At 64.4% G+C, this 17,000-nt stretch carries 16 protein-coding genes; 10 read left to right on the forward strand and 6 right to left on the reverse strand.

The window, feature by feature from the left end; genetic code table 11:
• The first annotated feature begins 253 nt into the window (after positions 1–253).
• The 3 genes from parE to AB7290_RS23125 all read left to right on the forward strand — a co-directional run bounded on the left by parE (position 254) and on the right by AB7290_RS23125 (position 4,614).
• Positions 254–2,299: a DNA topoisomerase IV subunit B gene (gene parE, locus AB7290_RS23115; RefSeq protein ID WP_071914292.1), complete on the forward strand. Its 2,046-nt coding sequence runs from the start codon at positions 254–256 to the stop codon at positions 2,297–2,299.
• A gap of 427 nt (positions 2,300–2,726) precedes the next feature.
• Positions 2,727–3,509 (forward strand): outer membrane protein, encoded by a 783-nt coding sequence (locus tag AB7290_RS23120; protein WP_085401054.1) that lies wholly within the window; start codon positions 2,727–2,729, stop codon positions 3,507–3,509.
• A gap of 280 nt (positions 3,510–3,789) precedes the next feature.
• Entirely contained in the window at positions 3,790–4,614 is an 825-nt protein-coding gene (locus AB7290_RS23125) for an outer membrane protein (RefSeq protein ID WP_085401055.1), read from the forward strand.
• 89 nt (positions 4,615–4,703) lie between these two features.
• On the opposite strand, the gene AB7290_RS23130 is transcribed toward AB7290_RS23125, so the two are convergent.
• Positions 4,704–5,354, reverse strand: a complete 651-nt coding sequence (locus AB7290_RS23130; RefSeq protein WP_085401057.1) for a hypothetical protein — start codon at positions 5,352–5,354, stop codon at positions 4,704–4,706.
• A gap of 139 nt (positions 5,355–5,493) precedes the next feature.
• On the opposite strand from AB7290_RS23130, the gene AB7290_RS23135 reads away from it, so the two are divergent.
• Together AB7290_RS23135 and AB7290_RS23140 are read left to right on the forward strand one after the other, a co-directional pair.
• Positions 5,494–5,679 (forward strand): hypothetical protein, encoded by a 186-nt coding sequence (locus AB7290_RS23135; protein ID WP_007609848.1) that lies wholly within the window; start codon positions 5,494–5,496, stop codon positions 5,677–5,679.
• A gap of 21 nt (positions 5,680–5,700) precedes the next feature.
• Positions 5,701–6,471 carry an SDR family NAD(P)-dependent oxidoreductase gene (locus AB7290_RS23140; protein WP_085401059.1) on the forward strand — a complete coding sequence of 257 codons (771 nt, stop codon included), beginning with the start codon at positions 5,701–5,703 and terminating at the stop codon, positions 6,469–6,471.
• 366 nt (positions 6,472–6,837) lie between these two features.
• Here AB7290_RS23140 and AB7290_RS23145 read toward each other — a convergent pair whose 3' ends face one another.
• Both AB7290_RS23145 and AB7290_RS23150 read right to left on the reverse strand, forming a co-directional pair.
• Complete coding sequence (locus AB7290_RS23145) at positions 6,838–7,605, reverse strand: outer membrane protein (protein WP_071914298.1); 768 nt, start codon at positions 7,603–7,605, stop codon at positions 6,838–6,840.
• 179 nt (positions 7,606–7,784) lie between these two features.
• Positions 7,785–9,044: an FAD-dependent oxidoreductase gene (locus AB7290_RS23150; protein ID WP_085401060.1), complete on the reverse strand. Its 1,260-nt coding sequence runs from the start codon at positions 9,042–9,044 to the stop codon at positions 7,785–7,787.
• A 121-nt stretch (positions 9,045–9,165) separates the two neighbouring features.
• On the opposite strand from AB7290_RS23150, the gene AB7290_RS23155 reads away from it, so the two are divergent.
• Positions 9,166–9,450, forward strand: coding sequence for a hypothetical protein (locus tag AB7290_RS23155; protein WP_063983514.1), 285 nt, complete (start codon positions 9,166–9,168; stop codon positions 9,448–9,450).
• Positions 9,451–9,499: 49 nt separating this feature from the next.
• On the opposite strand, the gene AB7290_RS23160 is transcribed toward AB7290_RS23155, so the two are convergent.
• Positions 9,500–11,020: a caspase family protein gene (locus AB7290_RS23160; protein ID WP_085401062.1), complete on the reverse strand. Its 1,521-nt coding sequence runs from the start codon at positions 11,018–11,020 to the stop codon at positions 9,500–9,502.
• Positions 11,021–11,220: 200 nt separating this feature from the next.
• Here AB7290_RS23160 and AB7290_RS23165 point away from each other — a divergent pair, with 200 nt between their 5' ends.
• The 4 genes from AB7290_RS23165 (at position 11,221) to fabA (ending at position 15,938) form a co-directional block, all read left to right on the forward strand.
• Positions 11,221–12,231 carry an AraC family transcriptional regulator gene (locus AB7290_RS23165; protein WP_085401063.1) on the forward strand — a complete coding sequence of 337 codons (1,011 nt, stop codon included), beginning with the start codon at positions 11,221–11,223 and terminating at the stop codon, positions 12,229–12,231.
• 300 nt (positions 12,232–12,531) lie between these two features.
• Positions 12,532–14,070: a DEAD/DEAH box helicase gene (locus tag AB7290_RS23170; RefSeq protein WP_063983517.1), complete on the forward strand. Its 1,539-nt coding sequence runs from the start codon at positions 12,532–12,534 to the stop codon at positions 14,068–14,070.
• A 165-nt stretch (positions 14,071–14,235) separates the two neighbouring features.
• Positions 14,236–15,303 (forward strand): GGDEF domain-containing protein, encoded by a 1,068-nt coding sequence (locus tag AB7290_RS23175; protein WP_039149102.1) that lies wholly within the window; start codon positions 14,236–14,238, stop codon positions 15,301–15,303.
• 104 nt (positions 15,304–15,407) lie between these two features.
• Positions 15,408–15,938, forward strand: a complete 531-nt coding sequence (gene fabA, locus AB7290_RS23180) for a bifunctional 3-hydroxydecanoyl-ACP dehydratase/trans-2-decenoyl-ACP isomerase (protein ID WP_085401064.1) — start codon at positions 15,408–15,410, stop codon at positions 15,936–15,938.
• A gap of 60 nt (positions 15,939–15,998) precedes the next feature.
• Here the strand turns inward: fabA and AB7290_RS23185 are convergent, their stop codons facing one another.
• Together AB7290_RS23185 and AB7290_RS23190 are read right to left on the reverse strand one after the other, a co-directional pair.
• The gene (locus AB7290_RS23185; RefSeq protein ID WP_085401065.1) at positions 15,999–16,430 is read right to left on the reverse strand and encodes a TfoX/Sxy family protein; all 432 of its coding nucleotides are present in this window, start codon (positions 16,428–16,430) and stop codon (positions 15,999–16,001) included.
• Positions 16,431–16,592: 162 nt separating this feature from the next.
• Positions 16,593–16,991 carry a HesB/IscA family protein gene (locus AB7290_RS23190; RefSeq protein WP_080586712.1) on the reverse strand — a complete coding sequence of 133 codons (399 nt, stop codon included), beginning with the start codon at positions 16,989–16,991 and terminating at the stop codon, positions 16,593–16,595.
• Positions 16,992–17,000: the final 9 nt, after the last annotated feature.

Here is a 17,000-nt window from a genome sequence, read left to right on the forward strand (position 1 = left end):
CCCGTCACGGTCCTGTCAGATAAAAGGACTGGTAAGCCAAGGACTTGTGTGACATCAAGTCACAAAGCCGGGCCTGAGCCGGGCCTAGGTGTCAAATTGCCGGGAATTGGTGGGGCCTGCGGCGTAAAATCGCCGGGATTGGCTCCCACCCACACCCACCCGGCGGACCTGCGGTGACCTTTGCAGGCCAGCCGTGGCATAGTCGGCCGAACCGATTCGCCGCCATCGCGGCCATCAAAGTGCATCAAAATATATGTCCAAGCAGTTGAAGCCAAAAGCAAAAGACGATTTTTTCGGCGGCGATGAGCCGAAGTCGCGTGCGCCCGCCAAGGCGGCTTCGCGCGGGACCGGCGGCGAAGCCGATTACACTGCGGCCGATATCGAGGTGCTCGAAGGCCTGGAACCGGTGCGCCGCCGGCCCGGCATGTATATCGGCGGCACCGATGAGAAGGCGCTGCATCACCTCTTCGCCGAAGTCATCGACAACTCGATGGACGAGGCTCTGGCCGGGCACGCAACCTTCATCGGAGTCGAGCTCAGCGCCGATGGGTTCCTGACCGTCACCGACAACGGCCGCGGCATCCCGATCGATCCGCATCCCAAATTCCCGAAGAAGTCTGCGCTCGAAGTCATCATGTGCACGCTGCATTCGGGCGGCAAGTTCGACTCCAAGGTCTACGAGACTTCCGGCGGTCTGCACGGTGTCGGCATCTCCGTGGTGAACGCCCTCTCCTCGCTGCTCGAGGTCGAGGTCGCACGCAGCCAGAAACTCTACCGCATGACGTTCGAGCGCGGGCACCCGAAGGGCAAGCTCGAGGATCTCGGCAAAATCAACAACCGCCGCGGCACCCGCGTGCGCTTCAAGCCCGACACCGACATCTTCGGCGCCAAGGCCGCATTCAAGCCGCAGCGCCTGTTCAAGATGACGCGCTCGAAGGCCTATCTGTTCGGCGGCGTCGAGATCCGCTGGAATTGCGCACCCGAGCTCTTGAAGGGCGTCGAGGATGTCCCGGCGGAAGCGACCTTCCACTTCCCCGGCGGCCTCAAGGATTACCTCGCCGCAGCGATCCACGCCGACACGCTGGTGCATCCCGACATCTTCTCCGGCAAATCGGGCCGCAACGGCGCGCATGGCGCCTGCGAATGGGCTGTCGCCTGGACCGCGGATGCCGACGGCTTCCTGTCCTCGTACACCAACACCGTGCCGACGCCCGATGGCGGCACGCACGAATCCGGCCTGCGCAGCGCGCTGCTGCGCGGCCTGAAGGATCACGCCGAGCGCGTCGGTCAGGGCAAGCGCGCGTCATCCATTACGTCGGAAGACGTCATGGTGGGCGCGGCCGTGATGCTCTCGGTGTTCGTGCGCGAGCCTGAATTCCAGGGCCAGACCAAGGATCGTCTCGCCACCGCCGAAGCACAGCGCATCGTCGAACAGGCGATGAAGGATCCGTTCGACCACTGGCTGTCGGGCAATCCGAACATGGCCAACCGGCTGCTCGACTTCGTGATCGACCGCGCCGAGGAGCGGCTGCGCCGTCGCCAGGAAAAGGAAACGGCACGCAAGACCGCCGGCAAGAAGCTGCGCCTGCCCGGCAAGCTCGCCGACTGCACCGATGCCGGCACCGAGGGCTCCGAGCTCTTCATTGTCGAGGGTGACTCGGCAGGCGGCAGCGCCAAGCAGGCCCGTGATCGCAAGACGCAAGCGGTGCTGCCGCTGCGCGGCAAGATCCTCAACGTCGCCTCGGCCGGCAAGGACAAGCTGACGGCGAACGCGCAGCTCTCCGACCTCGTGCAGGCGATCGGCTGCGGCCAGCTTTTGCAATATCGCGAAGAGGATCTGCGCTATCAGCGCATCATCATCATGACCGACGCCGACGTCGACGGCGCCCACATCGCCTCGCTCCTGATCACCTTCTTCTACCGGCAGATGCCGCGGCTGATCGACGAGGGCCACCTCTTCCTCGCGGTGCCGCCGCTCTACAAGCTGACCCATGGCTCGAAGTCCGTCTACGCACGCGACGACAAGCACAAGGAGACGCTGCTCAAGAGCGAGTTCAACGCCAACGCCAAGGTCGAGGTGAACCGCTTCAAAGGTCTCGGTGAGATGATGCCGGCGCAGCTCAAGGAAACCACCATGGATCCGCGCAAGCGGACGCTGCTCAAGGTGGTGCTGCTCGCCGACGACCGCGACACCACGGCGGATTCGGTGGAGCGCCTGATGGGCACCAAGGCCGAGGCGCGCTTCGCGTTCATCTCGGACAAGGCGGAGTTTGCGAGCGAGGAGCTGCTCGACGTCTGAGGTAGTCTTCCGACGTCACGCACAAAGTCCCGGCCTCGGCCGGGGCTTTTTTGTTTGCGGCTGCTCGCGGAGGCGCCCGACCAGACCGCGTCCGCTACCCGACTCATCTTGGGGCGGAACGACTCGGCCAACGACTCACCGGCGCCAAGGCTGAGGCAGGATTGCTACCATTTCGGACAGAGCCGGATTTGCTAACGAGAAGTTACCGGAATTCGATCTTCGGAAAATGACGCAACACATTGTAATAATAGAGCTATTTTTGATTTCGGCGATCACGCCCGGAATCCTCGCCGAGCGGCGTTTCCCGGCGACTGTGCCTGTCCGGCAACAGCATTTCGGTGGAAAGCGGCTATAGTCCGGGCATCAGATCACTCGGACTTCAGTGCGCTCGCGCCTGCCGGACAGACCAAAGCTTGGGGATTTTAAGATGAAGAAGATTTTGCTCGCACTCACCGCGGTTGCCGCGATGACCGGCTCGGCGTCGGCGGCCGATCTGGCTGCCCGTCCCTACGTGAAGGCCCCGCTTCCGGCGCCCGTCGCCAACTGGACCGGCTTCTACATCTTCGGCGGTGGTGGTGGTGGCCTCTCGAACTCCGATCAGTCCGTCCAGACCACGGTCGGCGCGGTTCCGCTGACGATCGGCCAGCGCCAGGGTGGCTCGGGCTGGTTCGGCACCGTCGGTCTCGGCTACGACTGGCAGTTCAACAGCACCTGGGTCGCCGGCGTGTTCGCTGACGGTCAGTTCGGCAGCATCCGTGGCACGGTTCAGGATCCCTTCTTCGGCATCACCGGCTCGCAGAAGCTGGAAGACTCCTGGGCCGCTGGTGTGCGCCTCGGCTATCTGGTTGCTCCGAACGTTCTCTCCTACGTCAACGGCGGTTATTCCGGCGCTCACTTCGGCCAGACCAACTTCCTGACGCTGGCCGGCGTTCCCGCTGGTGCCCACCTCAACAGCTACAACCGCAATGGTTGGTTCGTTGGCGGCGGCGTCGAGAACAGCCTGAACATCTTCGGCATCTCTTCGCCCGGCTGGTTCATGAAGACCGAATATCGTTCGGCCTTCTACAACGCCAAGACCCAGGACGAACTGATCGACGGCACCAACCTCCCGACCGGCAACAGCATCCGCGCGAACAGCTGGAACCAGACGATCTCGACCTCGCTGGTCTACCGCTTCAACTGGACCGGTCCGGTCGTCGCGAAGTACTGATCTGATCTGAAATTCAGACGTCAAAGCCCCGGCATTGTCCGGGGCTTTTTCGTTGCGGGTTCTGTTTTGCGGAGTTCAAGGCTCGATACATCGAGAGCTCCGGTGCGCGGTGCCCCAGCGGGTCGTGCCAGTCCGGAGGCGTCGCCTCAAGCTCTGCGTTCCCAATTCATATGTACCTGACCGGCAACAGCTTTTTGGCTGGAACCGCCTATAGCTTGGTCATCCGATGACTCGAAGTTCAGTGCGCCCGCGCCGAACAGACCAAGGTTGGGGTTTTATCATGAAGAAGTTTTTGCTCGCTCTGACGGCAATGGCGGCAATGACCGGTTCGGCCGCGGCGGCTGACCTTGGGGCCCGCCCCTATGTGAAGGCTCCGGCGCCCGCGCCAGTGCAAAGCTGGACCGGCTTCTACATCTTCGGCGGTGGCGGCGGCGGTCTGTGGTCCGCCGACAGCAACATCCAGAGCACCGGTGTTGCCGGAGGGTTCGGTGCCTTCGGACCTGCTGGCACCGCGATAACCCGCGATACGCGCCTGGGCGGCAGCGGCTGGTTTGGAACCGTCGGCGCCGGTTACGATTGGCAATTCAACGGCCGCTGGGTGGCCGGCGTCTTTGCTGACGGACAGTTCGGTGACATCAGTGGCTCGCTGACCGACCCCGCCTTCTGGCAAACTGAAGGCCGCCAAAAGCTCCGCACCAGCTACACGGCCGGCGCGCGGTTAGGCTATCTCGTTGCGCCCAATGTCCTGTCCTACGTCAACGCCGGTTACTCGGGTTCGGAATGGTCAGGCACGTCTCAGACGTTTCTGGGTGTGGGACCGGGCGCCAGTACCGCGACGCAGACGACCACTGGCTCCTTCCACCGCGATGGCTTTTTCGTTGGCGGTGGCGTCGAGAACAACCTCGACATTTTCGGAATTGCTGCGCCCGGCTGGTTCATGAAAACCGAATACCGTTCGGCGTACTATGACCGCATTTCCCGGCCCACGACGTTTGCTCCGGGCAATAATTTCGGCGCGCCGGCGGTGGGTCTGACGGGCACCGCAATTACCTTCAAGCCCTGGGTCCAGACCATCAGCACGTCGCTGGTCTACCGCTTCAACTGAAGCGCCCCAACTCCTGAGACAGGTCCTGATCCAGTCTGGTTAGACGTCAAAGCCCCGGCATCGTCCGGGGCTTTTTCGTTGCCGGATTGTCAGCGGCCGACGCTCGCCTTCAGAGATCGGTACGCCTCTCCAAGCCGGTTCTCGATCCCCGCCCAGTCGGCCTCGGTGATCGCCTCGCCCCGCGCATCGCGAAACGCCATGGCCTCTGCCCGCGCGATGCCGAACTGCCTGATGCCGGAATCGTCCGCGCTCTTGCCGTAGGTCAGCGCCGTCACGCGTGCGATGGTGAGGCCATAGTCGCGCGGGTCCGCCGCCTCGCGCCGCGCCTGCCACCAGTCAAGCTCGAGACGGGCGGCCTCGTGCGCGTCGAATGCCACAGGCGCGGCCGATGCAAGATCCCGGTAGTATCCAACGAGCGCTGGCAGGGCCGCATCGGCCTCCGGTCGTGACCGCGTCGGCTGGAACGTCCTGGCGGCCCCGGCGGCGCCGAGCGCGACCTGCAAGCTTCCTAGCGGCGAAAAGCCGAACTGCGTCCGCGTCGATTCGTAGAGATGATAGAACAGCGCGGCATAGCGCCTGTCGTAATAGTCGCGCCACATCGCGGTCTCGAGCCGCGCCATCTCGGCCGGATCGAACGCCCGCAGATCCGCACGCCGTGGAATGACGGCATAGGCCGCCACCAGTGCGGCCGCAGCCGCGATGCCAAGGGTGCTACCAAGGATCATCTTCCGCACGGACATGGATCCTCCCAGCGGCCCTGCATCCGCAGCCATTGTATCCAAACCGAAGCTACGGCTAGTCTGGCGGGAAGTTTTCGTGACAAGCGGCGATCGTTGATGCCGTAGGCCACGACAGAAGCAAACCAACGGGGAGGAATGCATGCGCAGATTTCTGCTGATCGCAGGCCTGTTTGCCCTCGCCGTCGGGCTGCTCTGGATCGGACAGGGAACGGGCACCGTCGCCTGGCCGCGGTCGAGCTTCATGGTCAACCAGTTGCAATGGGCCGGCTATGGCGCAGCCATGGCCGGCTTCGGACTGGTCCTGATCTGGCAGAGCAACCAATAGAAGAAACCAGGGAATACAAATATGACATCCAACCGGTTCGATCTCCACGGCAAAGTCGCGATCGTCACAGGGGGCAATGGCGGCATCGGTCTTGGCCTCGCCCACGGACTCGCCGATGCCGGCGCCGATATCGCCGTGGTCGCACGTAACGAAACCAAGTCGGCCGCTGCCGTTGCCGATCTCAGAGAGCGCGGCGTGAAGGCGATTGCCGTCACCACCGACGTCACCGACAAGGCGGCGGTCGCGGCCATGATCGACCGCGTCGTCAAGGAGCTCGGCCGGATCGACATCCTCATCAACAATGCCGGCATGAGCATCCGCAAGCCGCCGCACGAGCTCGAGCTCGACGAGTGGAACAAGGTGATCGACACCAACCTCACCAGCGCTTTCGTGTGCTCGAAGCTGGCCTATCCGGCGCTGAAGGCGTCGGGCAACGGCAAGGTGATCAATATCGGCTCGATGATGTCGATCTTCGGCGCGAGCTTCGCCACCGCCTATGCGGCAAGCAAGGGCGGCATCGTGCAGTACACGCGCGCGTGCGCCAATGCGTGGGCGCCCGACAACATCCAGGTCAACGCCATCCTGCCGGGCTGGATCGACACCGACCTCACCCGCGGCGCGCGGCAGCAGGTCTCGGGACTGCATGAGCGCGTGCTGGCGCGCACGCCCGCGGGACGCTGGGGCGATATCGACGACTTCGCCGGCATCGCCGTGTTCCTCGCCTCGCCCGCCTCGAACTTCGTCACGGGCACCGCGATCCCCGTCGACGGTGGATTCTCCGTGATGGCGTAAGCTTGCCCCGCGGTCGACGAAAAAGCCCCGGCAGATGCCGGGGCTTTGAAAGCTCTCACGTTCGGAGAGATCAGTACCCTGCGACGACGGCCGAGGGACCGAAGCGGTAGTTCACGCCGACGCGCATCGCATCAACGACATGGCTGAACGCTACGTCGCTGAGTCCGTGGGGCAGAAATAGGCAAGTGCTATTTACCTACTGCACCCTTATGCACCGTCACGGCCAATTTCCGGAGATGACCATCCGCTGCGCCGTCCCGCCCGTGGCGACAACGACGCGCGAATCGGCAGAAAAAAGCCCCGGACGGAGCCGGGGCTTTCAGTTGTTGGCAGTACTTTTTTAGCTTCGGTCGTTTGTTGACGTGCTCAGTAGCGCGCGATGACCGGTGCGTCGAACTTGTAGCTCGCGCGCACGACGGCCCACTGGATGTCGCGCGGCTTGGCATCGAAGGTGTAGTTGCCCGAGGTGCCGCCGAGCTGATAGGTCTGGCTGCCGAAGGCCGCGTAATTGTACTCGAGGCCGACGATCCAGTTGCGGGTGATGCCGTATTCCCAGCCGGCGCCGACGGTCCAGCCGTTGGCCCAGTGGGTCTGACCGCCCGAGCCGGTCGAGGGCGCAACGGTGTCGCTGACGTTGAGACGGTTGTTCACGCCGGCATAGCCGCCCTTGATGTAGAACAAATTGTTCTGCACGGCGAAGCCGGCGCGGCCGACGACGGTCGCGAGCACGTTGGCGCGCCAGGTGAAGATGTCGTCAGCGGCGCCGAAGGCGGTGTTGACGACCGTACCCTTGTTGTCGAGGCCGGAGATCGTGCCTTCCATGCCGAACACGTAGTTGTTGGCCTGCCAGTTGTAGCCGATCTGGGCGCCGCCCATGATGCCGGCGCCACGCTGGCGATAGCCCTGGCCCGGAACGAGATCGCCGAACGGCGCGCCGGTCCCGTTGTTGATGAACTGCTCGTTGGTCCATGCGCCACCGATGTGGCCGCCGACATAGAAACCGGTCCAGTTGAACAGCGGCTCCGCATAGGCGGGCGCCTTCATGTAGCGCGCACCGAGATCGGCGGCTGAAGCGGCGCCGGTCGAAACCAGAGCGGTCGTGCAGGCGAAGGCGGCAATCAATTTGTTACGCATGGTACACCCCGTGTCCTTTGATGGGTGCACGGTCACACGCAGGTCTTACTCAAATTTGAATCAAGAAAGTTAAGACGCCGGATTGGCAAGCGGCGCGACGTGAATCCGTTTGAGCTGTTGCGCGCACGCAACGCGCGGCGCGCGATTTAACGCCGCGTTATCCCTACCGACCTCCTGCACTACGACGCCGGCGCGGCCTTGGATTGCACGTGCTCGGGCCGCACGCCGAGCGCAATCAGGCGCGCCGGAATACCCTGGAGCCATGGCAGCGCAGTGATCAGGCGCACGACCAGCGGCACCTTCAGCGGCCGATCGCCGCCCTGCAGGGCGCCGCTGATGATGTTGTTCTGCACGATCACCTGCATGCGCTGCGTCATCCACACCGGGAATTCGCGGCGCCGGCGCACGGCATCGAGTTCATTCTCGGTTGGGCAGCCGTGCCGAAGCTTGTCCGCCAGCAAATTGGCGGTCGCAACTGCATCCTGCACGGCGAGATTGACGCCGACGCCGCCGACCGGCGACATCGCATGCGCGGCATCGCCGATGAGAAGCAGGCCCGGCCGCGTCCAGCGCGCCAGGCGGTTGATCGCGACGGTCAGCAGCTTGACGTCGTCAAAGCCCTTCACATCGGCCATGCCGGATCGAAGGATCGGCGCCATGCGCACGACGTCGTCGAGCAGCGCCTGCAATCCCCTCGCCTTCACCGCCTCGTATTGTCCTTTCGCGATGACATAGGCGCACTGCCAATAGTCGCCGCGGTCGAACGTGACCATCATCTTTCCGGGCTCGACGCGCGCGAACAGGTTCTCGGTCTCGTCCGCCTTGCGGCCGACGCGGAACCACAGCACGTCCATCGGCGCGCCGATCTCCTCGACGCGGAGCCCCGCACGCTCGCGCACCGTCGAATGCCGGCCGTCGCAGGCAATGGTAAGATCGGCTTCGATGTCGATCGGCCCATCCGGTGTCATCGCGCGCACGCCGGCGACGGTCTCGCCGCGGCGGATCAGATCGACGGCTTCCGTATTCATCATCACCTTGAGCGAGGCGAAGCGCTGGCCGGCCTCGCGCAGGAAATTCAGGAAGTCCCATTGCGGCATGAAGGCAATGAACGGGTACTTGGTGCGCAGCCGGCGGAGATCGGCGATCCGCACGGGCGTGCCGCCAAACAGGCCGTCCATCATCTGCAGGCGCTGGTGCGGCAGCTTCAGGAACCCATCGATCAGGCCGAGCTCGTCCATCACCTGGAGCGTCGAGGGATGCACGGTGTCGCCGCGAAAGTCGCGGAAGAAATCCGCATGCTTCTCCAGCACCATGACGTCGATGCCGGCGCGTCCCAGGAGATAGCCGAGCATCATGCCGGCCGGCCCGCCGCCGACGATGCAACATCGGGCTCTCACGGAGTGACGCACGGTGTGCTCTGGCGTATCAGATTCCGTCATCAACTCCCCGCTTACAACTTTAGTACTCTGTGCGGTGCAACAAGCCGGAATTGGTTTGCCGCAATGCCGAATGGCCGGTAGCGTTGCTGATAATTTCGATTGATTTCAGGATGATCCCGCGTTGCGCACCATACTGATAGTGCTTGGCATCTGGCTGCTGATCAACGTGCTTTTCGTCGTGATCATGCTGCCGCCGCGCAAGCCGCGGAAGCCGGATCCTCAGGAGGCGGGCACGCTCGCGCCGGCACGGATCGACCAGAACGGCTATCCGTTCGAGGAACAGGAGAAGGTCCTGCTTCGCCATGTGGTCATCTCGATCGCCATGGGGACGTTCTTCTCGCTTGCGCCGCCCTTGATGGAAGCGATCGACGCCATCAAGCGCTACATCGGGAAGCGTCGCGGCTAGTTTCCCGCGCCAACTGCGCTCGACGCCCAACAATGGAACCACAGACCGCTCAGTTGTTGCTGCGGTTCGCGGCCCGAAAACTCTTGATTTCCGACACGCTGCCGTCGCGGTAGGTCAGTTCCACCGAGACGAACTGCGTCGCCGGGGCAAGCTTCATGTAGAGCGGCATGCCGGCGCTGATCGCGCTGGGATCGCGCATGTCGCAGCCCGGCATCTTCAACACCTGGTTCGGAACGGCGGTGTCGATGCCGATGCGCACCTCGCGGATGGCGCAGCGGTAGGACACGAGGTGCGTGTAGTAGACGAGCAGCCCGTTGAACTCGCGGAACGACAGCCAGCTCGTCGCGGTCATGTCGAGAATCTTGCGCTGGTCGCGGATCAGCGCGGCCTCGGGATCGAACTTGATCGGGAATGGCCCCTGCATGTCGCCGGACTGATCGACATAGCGGACCTCGATGGTGCCGGCCTGCGCATCCGGCGGCAATTCGATCGACGGGTTCGGCATCCGCTTGCGCGTGCGCGGATCGAGCGTGTCGATGAAGCCGGTCTCGCGGAAATCGCCATTGCCGGCCATGCGCCAGGAAATGCCGAGCGTCGGGTCGGCGAAGGAGAACACCACGCTCCAGCCGCCATTGTGCCGCGAGAAGCTGGCGATCGGCGCGTTGGTGGTTTCTTCCTTCGGCACGCGCGGTACCGACACCGGCGGGAGAGCCGCGAGCTTCTGCGGCGGCGGATCGGCCGGGCGTGCAGCGGCCGTCGCGTCCTTGGCAACACCGCTGAGGAACACGTCGTCGACCATCTGGTCGAAATAGACCGGCACCTGCCTGTGCTTGACGGTGTCGGCCATCTCTCTGACGAGACGGCGGGTCCGCTGCGCCACCTGCACCAGGTTCTCGCCGGGTTGGAGGAGCTCCTTGGCGAAGGTGCGCGTGAACACCGAATTGGGATTGGCGTCGTCGTTGGAGAGACGATCGAGCGCGGTCTGGCGGGGACCCGCGGAGAACACCGAGAACACGCCTTCGGGCAGCTGCACCATCGGCGCGAGGCCGCCGCCGCCGGCGACCGCGCGGGTGCCTTTGCGCTCGAACGGGTTGTTGCGGCAGGCGTCAAACACCAGGATCGACGTCCGCGCCTTCTTGTTCTGAAGGCGCTCGACGATGCGGTCGGCCAGGATGGAAGCGTCGCGCACCAGCTCTTCCTGCCCTTCGGTCGCCGCCGGTACGTCAGTCGGCAGCAGGTAGTTCTGGCCCGCGATCTCGAAGCCGTGGCCGGCGTAGAAGAAGAATGCGGTGTCGCCGGGCTCGATCGTCCTGTCGAAGGCGAGCAGCGTCTCGGAGAATTGCTGCCGGCTCTGGTTCTCGGCGACCATCACCGAGAAGCCGAGCTGCTTCAACGTATCGCCCATGGTGCGGGCGTCGTTGACCGCCTTGAGGAGCTTGGGGACGTTCCTGTAGTCGTTGTTGCCGACGACGAGCGCAACGCGCTTCTCGGCGTGTGCGGGCAGCGCGAAGCCGCTCAGGCTCATCGCAAGGCCAAGGGCCGCCAGAATTCTGAAAAGCCGACGCGTCATCGTAAAATTCCCGTTGCAGAACGGCGCTCCGCCGGCCCCCTCGAACAGCGATTCATGGGAACCCTCTGCCGTTGATGATAGTCGGTCCAGCCATATCGACGGTTCAACGCGCAGAGCCCACGGGTTCCGTCATCAGGACTATGGCAGATTCCTCCGGAATCTGCTTTTTCTAGGCAGCTGCGCTGCAAGCGGGGGCTGCCGTGTATCGATGGTGTACTGACGAGGTCGAGCCGCATGACCGGTTCGACTATTGGCGCGAGGTCCGGTCCAAGGGCCTGTTCGGCGTCACCGCCGAACTCGAGCGCGAGCGCCGCGCGGACTTCTACGGCGAATTCTCGCTGCGCCAGCTCGGCGGCGGTGGGCTCGTCGAGCTGAAGGCGTCGCACTACACGGTCGAGCGCAGCAACTCCGACATCGCCTACGCGCCCGGCGACAGCATCTGCGTCTACCAGCAGCTCGGCAGCGGCGGCTGGTTCGGCGGCATGCGCACCGGCGACTTTGCGATCGCCAACGGCAGCTTCGCCACCAGCCATACCGACCAGCCCTATCGCACCGCGCCGCTCGGCGCAGGCGGCTTCCACCTGCGCATCCTGAAGATCCCCGTGAGCAGCCTCTCCACGCAGGACAGGCGCATGCGCGCGCTTGCGCCCCGGACCTTCAACGATCCCGGCCTGGCGCCCCTGCTCGGCGCCTGCTTCGCCGACCTCGATGAAGCCGCCGCGGGCGATAACGGCGCCACTGATGCGACCTCAGTCGCCCAGACCTCCTTGGATCAGGCCTCCTTGGATCAAGTCTCGCTCGTCCAGGCCTTGGCCCATCTGGCCCTGATCGAGCGCGGCATCGTGCGGCCCGGCAGCCGCCGTGGGCAGGCCGCGCTGCGGACCGCCCGGCTCTCGCAGGCGCGTCGCCTGATCGTGCGCCACCTGCAGGATCCCGATCTGGCGCCGGCGATGGTGGCCGACCAGCTCGGCGTGTCCGTGCGTCACCTGCACATGCTGTTCGAAACCGCAGCGAAGAGCTTTTCGCAGACCGTGACGGACGAACGCCTGAAACAGAGCCGCCGCCTGATGCGCGAGGCGCCGGACCGGCTGATCGCTGATATCGCGACCTCCTGCGGCTTCGAGAGCCTGGCGACCTATTACCGGGTCTTCAACGCCGCCTACGGAATGGCCCCCGGCGATTTCCGGGCCCGGGGCCCGGAAGGGCGTTAGCCGTCCCTCCGGCAGCTATCGCCCGGTTAACGGTGGAGGCGGAAAAGCCCAGCCGGGCCCGCTATTTGAGCAAAAACCTCAGGTTTTTTAGGGTCTTCCCGCGCCCGCTCCATTGACTTTGGCCGATTCCCGCCTATGTTCCGGGGCGACGCGGCTCAGATCGAAGACCGATTCTTGAGCCTTGCGCTTTGTTCGCGTGAGTCAGCACCCCCAGCTTCTTTGAGAGCGCGCCGTTTCGGGGTGGAACGCGACAGCCTTAATTACCCTCGATTCCGAACGGCGGTTTCGACCAGAGGCTCAATGTCCTTTTCAAATCTCGGACTGTCCGAAAAAGTCCTCGCCGCAGTGGCGGCCACCGGTTACACCACCCCCACCCCCATTCAGGAACAGGCGATCCCCCACGTCCTCGCACGCAAGGATGTGCTCGGCATCGCCCAGACCGGCACCGGCAAGACCGCGGCCTTCGTGCTGCCGATGCTCACCATCCTCGAAAAGGGTCGCGCCCGCGCGCGCATGCCGCGCACGCTGATCCTGGAGCCGACCCGCGAACTCGCGGCGCAGGTGAAGGAAAACTTCGACCGCTACGGCGCTGGGCAGAAGCTCAACGTCGCCCTGCTGATCGGCGGCGTTTCCTTCGGCGACCAGGATGCCAAGCTGACGCGCGGCGTCGACGTGCTGATCGCCACCCCCGGCCGCCTGCTCGACCACACCGAGCGCGGCGGGCTCCTGCTCACCGGCGTGGAGCTGCTCGTCATCGACGAAGCCGACCGCATGCTGGACATGGGCTTCATTCCTGACATCGAGCGCGTCTGTAAGCTCGTCCCGTTCACGCGGCAAACCCTGTTCTTCACCGCGACCATGCCGCCGGAAATCCGGCGCATCACCGAGACCTTCCTGCATAATCCGCAGAAGGTCGAGGTCTCCAAGCCCGCCACCACCGCCGTGACCGTCACGCAGTGTCAGGTCCCGGCCGGGCGCGAGGCGCATGAGAAGCGTGAATTGCTGCGACGCCTGCTGCGCGAGGCCAAGGATCTCCAGAACGCGATCATCTTCTGTAATCGCAAGCGCGAGGTCGCCGTCGTTCACAAATCACTGCAAAAGCATGGTTTCAGCGTCGGCGCCCTGCATGGCGACATGGACCAGTCGGCCCGCACGGCGGCGCTCGAACAGTTCCGCAAGGGCGAACTGCCGCTGCTGGTCGCCTCCGATGTTGCCGCCCGCGGCCTCGACATCCCTGAGGTCAGCCACGTCTTCAATTTCGACGTCCCCCACCACCCCGACGACTATGTTCACCGCGTCGGCCGCACCGGCCGCGCCGGCCGGTCCGGCATGGCGATCTCGCTCGTGACGCCGCTCGACCAGAAGTCGATGGTGGCGATCGAGAAGCTGATCGGCCAGAGCATTCCGCGCGCCGAGGGCGATTTCGAAGTGCCCGCGGACGCAGGCGAGCAGAGCGCACGTTCGCGCGAACCGCGCGGGCGCGACCGTGAACGTTCCCGCGGCGGACGCGGCAAGCCGCAGCGTGGCCGCGATCGTGAGCGCAGCCACGAGCCCCGCGAACCGCGCGGCGAGGCGAGGCCTTCCGCAGAGACACAGCCCGCTCCTGAAGCGAGACCTGCACGTGAGCCGAGGCCCGCACGGGAGGCGAGGCCTCCGCGTGAAGCGAAGCAATCATCCGAGCCGCGCGGTGGATCGCGCCAGCAAGCCAATCCATCGCATGTGCCGTCGATCGGCCGCCCCGAGCCGCGCCGCCAGCGCGAGGCCGATACCGAGCCCGGCGATCACTCGCACCTTCCGGCGTTTCTGCTCCGGCCAGTGCGTTCTCCCGCCGGCGCCTGACGCGCCGGCGCGACTCAGGTTCGGTTGAGCAGAGCCGCTTCACACTTATTCTGATGCATTCGCGAACGTCTGTTTACAGAGCCTTCACGATCGTCCGTTAGCCTGCGAACATAATTTAAGTATTGCTGCGGTCGATGGCGCACCGACCGTTGTGGGGTATGTTCAGTGGTCAAGGTGCTCGACGAACACGAACGCACGATGGCGTTCGCCGAAGTGGCTCTCGGTCAGATCCGCTCGCTTCGACAGACCGCAATCCCCCGCAATTACGAGATCTGGTACGTCTACGCCACCGGCTATAACGCACCGCTCAACAAGATCATCAACGAGACGCTGGCGCGCCACGGCAAGCTGACCGAAGGCGATCTCGAGCAGATCTACGAGACCTATCTTTCCCACATCAAGACCACCGACCGCATCGACAAGGTCGGCGCACGCGTCATCGGCGAGATCGACGACGTGATGACGGTGCTGAGCGAAGCGCTCGGGATGACCGGCTCCTACGATGCCAGCCTGTCGGGCGCGACCGAGCAACTGTCGTCGGCCAAGAACCGCGACCAGATCAAGTCGATCGTCGAGACGCTGCTGCGTTCGACCAGCGAGATGCGCGAGACCAACAAGGCGCTGGAAGACCGGCTGACCCTGTCCAAGAACGAGATCAGCAATCTCCAGCAGAGCCTGGAGGCGATCCGCGCCGAGAGCCTGACCGATCCGCTGACGGGATTGGGCAATCGCAAATATTTCGATCGCATGATCGGCATGGCCGTGCAGAGCGCGCTCGCCTCGGGCGAGCCGCTGTCGCTGCTGCTGTTCGACATCGATCATTTCAAATCGTTCAACGATTCCTACGGCCATCTCACCGGCGACCAGGTGTTGCGGCTGGTCGGCCTGTCCATGAAGCAGACCATCAAGGGACAGGACATCACCGCGCGCTATGGCGGCGAGGAATTCGCGGTCCTGCTGCCCAACACGGCGCTGCGCCAGGCCCTCACCGTTGCAGATCATATCCGCCGCGCCGTGATGGCGAAGGAATTGAAGAAGAAATCGACCGGCGAGATCCTCGGCCGCGTCACCATCTCCGTCGGCGTCTCCATGCTCAAGCAGGGCGACGACCCCGACGCGTTGATCGAGCGTGCGGATGCCTGCCTCTATGCCGCCAAGCGCAACGGGCGCAACCGCGTGATCTGCGAGGCCGATCCGGAATTCGCGATCGAGTCGCACAGCCGGGTGGCCTGACGCCGAAGCAGCGCGCCGAAGAGACGGCCGGCGCTTGACATTCCAATCCGCCGAACGACATCTTCCCCGCCGCCCGACTGCGAGCGTCGAGAGGACTTGTCGTCTTGCCCAATCCCCATGACTTTCACACACCGCAACCGTCCTACTCCAGGGACGAACTGCTGAGATCGAGCGACGGCGGCTATTTCGGCCCGGGCAACGCGCAATTGCCGGCCCCGCCGATGCTGATGATGGATCGCATCACCGAGATCAGCCTGGACGGCGGCGAGTTCGGCAAGGGCCACATCGTCGGCGAGCTCGATATTGTGCCCGGCCACTGGTTCTTCGATTGCCACTATCGCGGTGACGCGATGATGCCGGGAAGCCTCGGCCTGGATGCGATGTGGCAGATGATCGGCTACTGGCTTGGCTGGTCGGGCTCACCGGGCAAGGGCCGCGCCATCGGCGTCGGCGAGGTCGAGGCTACGGGATTGGTCACACCGGAGACGCGACGCGTGCGCTACGAGGTCGCCATGCGTATGGTCCGGCGCGGCAAGCTGGTGCTCGGAATTGCCGACGGTCGTGTGCTTGCCGACGGCGTCGGTGTGTTCACGGCGAAGGATATGCGGGTCGGCCTGACCAAGGCCGTAGATTGATCCTCAGGTCCCGTAGGGTGGGCAAAGGCGCGCAGCGTCGTGCCCACCATCTCGGCATAACTATCTCGAACGGTGGGCACGCTTCGCTTTGCCCACCCTACGCACCGCCTTCTTGGCCACTTTCTTGGCTGGCTGCTTCTTCGCCAGCGCCCTCTTCGCCTTCGGCCGCTTCTTCACCTTGGCGCGCTGGGCGGCGGCGAGCGCTGCCCTCGCCCATTGCGCAAGCTCCTCGGAATCGTCGAACAGGCGCGCCGGCAATTCCCAATAGGAATTCACCAGCACGGTTTTGGCGCGGGTCGAATACTGAAACGGCTTCGAGCCTTCCGCTTCAAAGTCCGGGATGGTGACCTCGTCGGCGCGGAAGAACAGGCCCGCGCGCAAGGCGAGCGCGAAGTTGATGCCGTCGGCGGAGATGCCGTAGCCGGAGAACATTTTTCGGATGGTGACGGGGCCGAAATCGGCGAACAGGTCGATGAGGAATTCGCGGTCCATGGCCAAGCTGTCTCCCCACGGTCGTCCCCGCGAACGCGGGGACCCATAACCACAGGGAGGAGTTTAGCGAAGACTACCAGCCAGGAAAGCTTGGTACTGATACCGAGCGTCATCGCCAGATCACGCGGTATGGGTCCCCGCGTTCGCGGGGACGACAGCGACTTACCCGTCGATCTTCGCGGGCCGCAGCTCGACCGACTCGCCGCAGCCGCAGGCGGAGACCTGGTTGGGGTTGTTAAAGACGAACTGGGCCTGCATCTTGTCCGCCTTGTAGTCCATCTCGGTGCCGAGCAGGAACAGCACGGCCTTGGGATCGACCAGGATCTTGACGCCCTTGTCCTCGACCACTTCGTCGGTCGGGCGGACATCATGGGCGTATTCGACCGTGTAGGACTGGCCGGCACAGCCGCCGTTCTTCACGCCGACGCGCAGACCCACGATCTCGGAATCGGCGCGGCTCGTCAGCTCGCTGATGCGCTGGGCCGCGGCATCCGTCAGCCGCATCACCTGCGGGCGTGGCCGCCGGGGCTTTGGTGTCGAAGCTGGTGTTGCCTGGGTCATGTTATGTAT

The sequence above is a fragment of the Bradyrhizobium sp. 613_E4_N2_2 genome, assembly GCF_052075995.1.
GTDB lineage: Bacteria > Pseudomonadota > Alphaproteobacteria > Rhizobiales > Xanthobacteraceae > Bradyrhizobium > Bradyrhizobium barranii.